Source organism: Roseiarcus sp. (assembly GCF_052145395.1).
GTDB lineage: Bacteria > Pseudomonadota > Alphaproteobacteria > Rhizobiales > Beijerinckiaceae > Roseiarcus.
In genome coordinates, this window is record NZ_JBKQOT010000101.1 from 1 (window position 1) to 6,879 (window position 6,879).

Annotated in this window: 6 protein-coding genes; 4 read left to right on the forward strand and 2 right to left on the reverse strand. The window is 67.3% G+C overall.

Annotated features, from left to right (window positions below):
• Nucleotides 1–1,324: 1,324 nt before the first annotated feature.
• Entirely contained in the window at nt 1,325–2,452 is a 1,128-nt protein-coding gene (locus ACLP25_RS03585; RefSeq protein ID WP_442467858.1) for a zinc-dependent alcohol dehydrogenase family protein, read from the reverse strand.
• A gap of 246 nt (nt 2,453–2,698) precedes the next feature.
• Here ACLP25_RS03585 and ACLP25_RS03590 point away from each other — a divergent pair, with 246 nt between their 5' ends.
• The 3 genes from ACLP25_RS03590 to rpmF all read left to right on the forward strand — a co-directional run bounded on the left by ACLP25_RS03590 (nt 2,699) and on the right by rpmF (nt 4,008).
• Nucleotides 2,699–2,959: an accessory factor UbiK family protein gene (locus ACLP25_RS03590; protein WP_442467859.1), complete on the forward strand. Its 261-nt coding sequence runs from the start codon at nt 2,699–2,701 to the stop codon at nt 2,957–2,959.
• Nucleotides 2,960–3,173: 214 nt separating this feature from the next.
• On the forward strand, nt 3,174–3,677 hold the full coding sequence (locus ACLP25_RS03595) for a YbjN domain-containing protein (protein WP_442467860.1): 504 nt from the start codon (nt 3,174–3,176) through the stop codon (nt 3,675–3,677).
• 136 nt (nt 3,678–3,813) lie between these two features.
• Nucleotides 3,814–4,008, forward strand: a complete 195-nt coding sequence (gene rpmF, locus ACLP25_RS03600) for a 50S ribosomal protein L32 (protein WP_442467861.1) — start codon at nt 3,814–3,816, stop codon at nt 4,006–4,008.
• 168 nt (nt 4,009–4,176) lie between these two features.
• Here the strand turns inward: rpmF and yddG are convergent, their stop codons facing one another.
• Nucleotides 4,177–5,061, reverse strand: coding sequence for an aromatic amino acid exporter YddG (gene yddG, locus ACLP25_RS03605; protein WP_442467862.1), 885 nt, complete (start codon nt 5,059–5,061; stop codon nt 4,177–4,179).
• A 197-nt stretch (nt 5,062–5,258) separates the two neighbouring features.
• On the opposite strand from yddG, the gene ACLP25_RS03610 reads away from it, so the two are divergent.
• Complete coding sequence (locus ACLP25_RS03610; RefSeq protein ID WP_442467863.1) at nt 5,259–6,764, forward strand: Do family serine endopeptidase; 1,506 nt, start codon at nt 5,259–5,261, stop codon at nt 6,762–6,764.
• Nucleotides 6,765–6,879: the final 115 nt, after the last annotated feature.

The following is a 6,879-nucleotide window of genomic DNA, read 5'->3' on the forward strand; positions in this document are numbered from 1 at the left end:
TAGCCGCCAACCCGTCGTTAACCCGACTTCCGAGCCCTGGTGTGCGCTGCCTCACCGCTGGACAGCAACTTCCTGCTGTAGCATTATTGCATATTCAGTTGCCGGCGACCTGGCCGGAACCAGCAAAATCCGCGTGGTGAGGCGCCAGGGACCTTTCGTCGCTCGCTGAACTCGGAAAGGTCGCAGGCGTCGCCGGCATTGCGCTCGGGATGATCGCGCGGCTCGCGTCCCAGGTCATTAAAGGGGCGGGCTCCCTGCCTCGTTCCGAGCAAGCGCCCATGCTCCGGCTAGATGAATACAAAACGCCGCTTCTCGCTTTTCAGCGGCTCCTCACGGATACCAATCGTAAATGTATATTTGATGGAGAGTTAAATGAGAAAGCTGCTAACAGCCGCATCAGTCCTCGTGACACTGCAATTCTGCGGAGGCGAGAGTTGGCCTGCCAATTTCCTACCGATCAAAGCAAGTAATCACGGTTGGGTGTTCCTCGCTAGAGCAGCGGGCTCCTCGGGCGCCTCTGGCAGCTCATCCGGCAGTTCGACCGGTTCCTCCAGTAGTTCCGCTAGCGCCTCCAGCAGTTCGAGCGGTTCTTCCGGCAGTTCGGGGAGCTCCTCCAGCGCTTCGAGCGGTTCCTCCAGCAGTTCGGGGAGCTCCTCCAGCGGTTCGAGCGGTTCCTCCGGCAGTTCGGGGAGTTCCTCCAGCGCTTCGAGCGGTTCCTCCGGCAGTTCGGGTAGCTCCTCCAGCGGTTCGAGCGGTCCCTCCAGCAGCTCCCCCTCTGCCCCTGGTCACCCCCCCGGTGTCACTTCGCCGTTGGGCGGGAACACCCCTTCGCCGAACGAACTCAGCCTCCCCCGTGGGCGGCACGGGTAGCTCCGCCGGCGCTTCTTACGGCCCCACCGGCTCAAGAAGCACCGGCGAGATCCATCAACGCCGCAGGTCGAAATAAGCAATTATAGTGTAAGAGAACTGTGCGAATCGGCGAATCCGATTTGGATTTGTTGAGTAGGTCGCGTGCGTGTATGACTTATCGGAAAGTCCTAATTAGGCTGCGTTGCCGATTTCCCGTCCCGTACGCCCCCCTTCCCCCCCCGAAATCCAAATAAATCCAAACATCCAAAGCCCGAGGATTTGAGGAGCCGGAGCGTCGCTCTGCGGACGATCGAGGAAATCCAAATGAGTTGCGCCGCTAGCCGCCCTCCGCCTTCACCATGCAGACGAGAGCCAGGCCTGCGGCGCTCCGGTCACGATGGCCGTCCGTTGCTCCGTTCGATCCATAGACAGACTCCGTTGACGCCCGACAGCCACGGAGCCTTGATATGGGCGCTCAGGCAAAGATCACCACCTGCCGAACCCCGATCCCCTCGCGCAGGCGGTCGAACCCTTCGTTGATCTCGGTGAGCTTCAGCCGGTGCGTCAGCAGCGCGTCGACCGCGAGCTTGCCGGCCTTGAAGAGGGCGATGAGGCGCGGCACATCGCGCAACGGCGCGGCCGATCCGATGTACGAGCCTTTCAGCGTCCGCTCCTCGGCGACCAGCGTCACGGGCGCGAGCGCCATGCGCTTGTCCGGATGCGGCAGCCCCGCGGTCACGGTCGTCCCGCCGCGCGCGGTGACGACATAGGCGAGCTCCAGCGCCGGCACGGCGCCCGCCATGTCGAAGGCGACCTCGACGCCGCCGCCGGACAAAGCGCGCACCGTGTGAGCGGCGTCCGGCGACGCCGCGTTGACGGTGTCGGTTGCCCCCAGCGCGAGGGCGAAGGCGAGCTTTTCGTCCGACAGGTCGACGGCGACGATCTGGCGCGCCCCGGCGAGCTTCGCCCCGAGAACCGCGCTGAGGCCCACGCCGCCGAGGCCGACGACCGCGACCGACGCGCCCGGCTTGACTCTCGCCGTGTTGATCACGGCACCGACCCCGGTCAGCACGGCGCAGCCGAAAAGGGCGGCGAGTTCGAGCGGCAGCTCCATATCAATCCTGATACAGGATTCGTGCGCGACGACAGCGTGATCGGCGAAGGCCGAGACGCCGAGGTGATGGTTGACCGGCTCGGCTTTGAACGTGAGCCGCCGCTCGCCCGATAGCAACGTCCCGGCGCCGTTGGCCTTTGCGCCCGGCTCGCACAGCGCCGGCCGCCCGGAGGCGCAGGGGGCGCAGCGGCCGCAACTCGGCACGAACACCAGCACGACATGATCGCCAACGGCGAGGTCAGTCACGCCCTCGCCGAGCGCCTCGACGACGCCGGCCGCCTCATGCCCGAGCGCCATCGGCACGGGCCGCGGCCGCGAGCCGTCGATGACCGAAAGGTCGGAGTGGCACAAGCCCGCCGCCGCGATCCGCACCAAAACCTCGCCGCGCCCCGGCGGGGCGAGGTCGAGCTCCATAATGTCGAGCGGCCGCGACTGCGTGTAAGGCGGGGGAAGGCCAATTGTCCTCAGGACGGCGGCTCGGATGCGCATGGGGTTTCCTCGACGGTCTCTTCCGGGCCAATCTAGCAACGCTGCGGCGCGCCTGTCATCGGGGCGCGGATTGGAGGGCGCGGTCCAAAGGGCGTCCGGCAACGGGCTATGGACCGTGCAGCGGCGGGGCCGCCGACCCCGCCCTCCAGCCGGCGCCGCCCGCCCTTGCGCGCCGCCGCGGCGCGCGCCACATAGCGTTCGCGCCGCCGCCCGCAAGTCGTCGCCGGCGAGAATCCGGAGCCGCTCATGCCGCAGACAAACAGCCGTTTCTTCGACGACCTCTCCCGCCTGATGACCGACGCCGCAGGGCTTGCCGACGGCGCGCGGCGGGAGGCGCAGACCTTCGCCAAAAGCCAGCTCGAGCGCATGATGGCCGGCATGGACCTCGTCAGCCGAGAGGAGTTCGAGGCGGTGCGGGAGATGGCGGCCAGGGCTCGCGACGAGAACGAAAAGCTTGCCGAACGCATCGCCGCGCTCGAGGCGAGATTGAACGAGCCAAAGCCCTGATAGGATTCGAGTTCTTTCGCAGAGTCTTGATTCGTTTCGCAGATTCTGTGGACGGCTGAGTCGGGCGGGTTTACGATTCGCAGCGAATCATCGAGGTTGCCGTGGGTCCGCTTCGGCGACGGAGCGGGCGGCGAGAGGCGGTGGCGCTTCGTCGGAGCGCGCCGACTTCAGCCTCGTCATGTCGCGTTCCGTTTCCCGCGCCGAAAGAGTGCCGATGAGCCCGATCGAGACTGCCGCCGACGATCGACCCGAACATCCCGTCGACGTCGTGGAGCGGCTGGCCGCCATCAACGAATGGGCCTTCGACCGCGCCGAGGAGGACGAGATTTCGATCGTCGTCTCCGGCGCCTGGGCGAATTACGATCTCGCCTTCACCTGGATTCCGGATCTGGAGTCTCTGCATGTGGCGTGCTCGTTCGATCTCAAGGCGCCGCAGCGCAAGCGCGCGGCTGTCGGCGAGCTGATCCAGCTGATCAACGAGCAGCTCTGGCTCGGCCATTTCGACCTTTGGCGGGAGCAGGACCTGGTGATGTTCCGCCATTCGCTGTGCCTCGCCGGCGGGGCCAGCGCGAGCGACGCCCAATGCGCGGCGGTGGTGAAAGCGGCGGTCGCCGCCTGCGAGACGTACTATCAAGCGTTCCAGTTCGTGCTCTGGGCCGATCGCGCCCCGCGCGAGGCGATCGCCTTCGCCGCCTTCGAGACGCGCGGCGCGGCCTGAGGGGCGCAGGCGCCGCGCCTTTCCAATTGTCGCGCGAAGGGGCTGGCGTTTTCGGGCGTTTGCATGTAAGAGCCCGCCTTCCCGTTTTCCCGCGCGTGAGGACACGCTTCCGCGCCCTCCGATTGGAGTCGTATCAATGGCCGTTCCGAGACGCAAAACGTCGCCCTCCCGCCGAGGCATGCGCCGCTCCGCCGACGCGCTCAAGGCGCCCGCGTACGTCGAGGACAAGGACTCGGGCGAGTTGCGGCGTCCGCACCACATCGACTTGAAGAGCGGCATGTATCGCGGCCGTCAGGTCCTGAAGCCGAAGAGCACGACCGCGGAAGCGTGACCGCGCCGCGCATGAGCGAAGCCGGCCTTCGGGCCGGCTTTTTGTCGTCGGCGCGCCGCCGCGCCCCACATGTCGGTCCACGGAAAAGCGGGCGGCGCGCCGGGCAGACGCCGCCATCGCGAAGCTTATCCACATCGAACGGCCGCTAAAAATGCCGAGCATCGCCGGTCAGCCCCGGTGCGAAGCGACGACCGCTCCGCCGACGATGAGCGCGCAAGCGAGCGCGAGCGCTCCGTTCGCGGGGGCGACGCCGGCCGCGACCAGAATCAGCGTCGACAGGACCGGGGCGGCGTAAGACGCGACGCCAAGCAGGCGGATGTCGCCGTGCTTGACCCCGTAGTCCCAGACGTAGAAGGCAAGGCCGACGGGTCCGAGGCCGAGGCCGAGGATCGCGAGCCACTGGCCCACGTTTTCGGGAACGACCGTCGTTTCAAACGCCGCGTGGCAGGCGGCCGCGAGCGCCGCGGTCGCGAGGCAGAACCCGGCAACCGCTTCGGTTGGCGCGCCCTTGAGCTTGCGGGAAAGCACCGAATAGCCGGACCAGACGAAGGCGCAGCAAAGAGCGAGGCCGTAGCCCGTGAGCGCCGCGCCGCCCGCGACGGCGAAGCTTGCGCCTTTGGAAAGAAAGAGAGTCGCCGCTCCGGCGAAGCCGAGCGCCGCGCCGATCACATGGCGGGCCCTGAGCCGCTCGCCCGGGAGCGCGGCCGAAAAGAGCACGATCAGCAGCGGCCAGAGATAGGCGATCAGGCTCGCGTCGGCGGGCGGGGCGCGGCGGAGGGCGGCGAAATAGAGCGCGTGGTAGGCGAACAGGCCGCCAATCCCGACAGCCCACACGCGCGACGGCTGGACGAGGGCCGACAGGCGTCCGCGCGCTGCGGCGTAGATGATTCCGCAGAGGCCCCCGACCGAGAAAGTCAGCGCCGCCAGTTCGAACGGCGGCGCGGCGCCGGAGAGCGCCGTCAGGAGCGCGAGCGAAGACCACAGCACGATTGCGCCGAAGCCGATCAACGTGGCGGAAAGGGTTGTGCGAAGGGCGACAGCCGGTTCGGTCATGGACTGCGCTGCTATCAGCCGCCCTGGGCCTTGGGAAGCGCGACCGGCGCTCGAGAACCAGCAAGAAAGGCTCCGACCCTAGAACGTCAACATTACGAAGCTTTCATATTCAGGCCATGCTGAGGTTAGGGGGCGGAGACAATGATTGAAGCGAAGGGACGCCGATTCCTCGTGCGCCCATCTTGCCGGATTCAACGATGCGCTCCATCGGTCGATCTTTGTCTCCACGCCGGGTGCTGCTCGGCGCTGTCGCCTGCGCGGCCTTCGGCGGCGCGGCGATGGAGAAGGCGTTCGATCCTGCGCATGCTGTCGCTGCGACGGCGATGAACGGCGCCGCCGCGGCGCAGCCGCCCGCTGGCCCGGGATCGTTCGCGGACATCGTCGATCGGGTCGAACCGGCGGTCGTTTCCGTCAAGGTCAAGATCGTCGACGGCGAGCAGAGCGACGACGAGGACTCGAATAGCATTCCGGACTTCCCGCCCGGGAGCCCGTTCTATCGCTTCTTCCGGCGCTTCGGTCTGCCCGGCGACGGGGATACGGCGCGGCGTCGCCACCTGACCATGGCGCAGGGGTCGGGCTTCTTCATCTCGTCCGACGGCTACATCGTCACCAACAATCACGTCGTGGATCACGCCAGCGAAGTGACCATCACTTTGTCAGGCGGCAAGGTCATGCCGGCCAAGGTGATCGGAGTCGACAAGAAAACCGATCTCGCCTTGTTGAAGGCGGAGGGCGGCAATTACCCCTGTGTGACCTTCGCGGCCAGGCCGCCCCGGGTCGGAGACTGGGTGATCGCGGTCGGCAATCCGTTCGGGCTCGGCGGCACCGTCACGGCGGGCATCGTGTCGGCGCGCGGCCGCGACATCGGTTCCGGACCGTACGACGACTTCCTGCAGATCGACGCGCCGGTGAATCACGGCAACTCGGGCGGTCCGACCTTCAACGCCGAGGGCGCGGTGGTCGGCGTCAACACCGCGATCTTCTCGCCGTCGGGCGGAAGCGTCGGCATCGGCTTCGCCATCGCCAGCGACGTCGTCAAGAATGTCGTCGATCAGCTCAAGGCGAACGGCGTCGTGACGCGAGGCTGGATCGGGGTTCAGATCCAGGCCGTGTCGCAGGATATCGCCGACAGCCTTGGACTGAAGAGCGCCAGCGGCGCGCTGGTCGCGGACGTGGAGAAGAATTCTCCGGCCGAGTCCTCGGGCGTGAAAAGCGGCGACGTCATCACCGCGGTCAACGGGGAGACCGTTGGCGATCCTCACGATCTCGCGCGCCGGATCGCGGCGACCGGCGCCAACAAGACGGTTTCCATCGCCCTGATCCGTAATGGCGCGCCGATGACGTTCGACGTGGCGGTCGCGACGATGCCGGCCGACAAGACGGCAAAGGCGGCGCCCGACGCGGAACCGGACGCCCGCGGCGGCGACGCGACGGAATTGGCCAAGCTCGGCCTGACGCTGCGCGCCAATCGCGGCGACGACGGGGTCGTCGTGGCCGACGTCGATCCCGACAGTCCCGCGGCGGACGAAGGCCTGAGGCGCGGTGACGTGATCCTCGAGGTGGGCGGCAAGGCGGTCAGCAGGCCGTCGCAGGTCGCCGACGAGATCGACGCCGCCAAGAGCGACGGAAAGAGGAGCGTATTGTTTCGCGTGAAGTCGGACGACGGCGAGCGATTCCTCGCCTTGCCGACCCGCGCGTCATGAGGATCCGGCGCGCCGCCCCCGACCGGGCGGCGTTTCGGCAACAAATGGACGGAGGGGTATCCATGGGCTCGTCCCCGGCCCAGCGCATTTGCGCTCCCCTCCGCCCAGTCGGCGG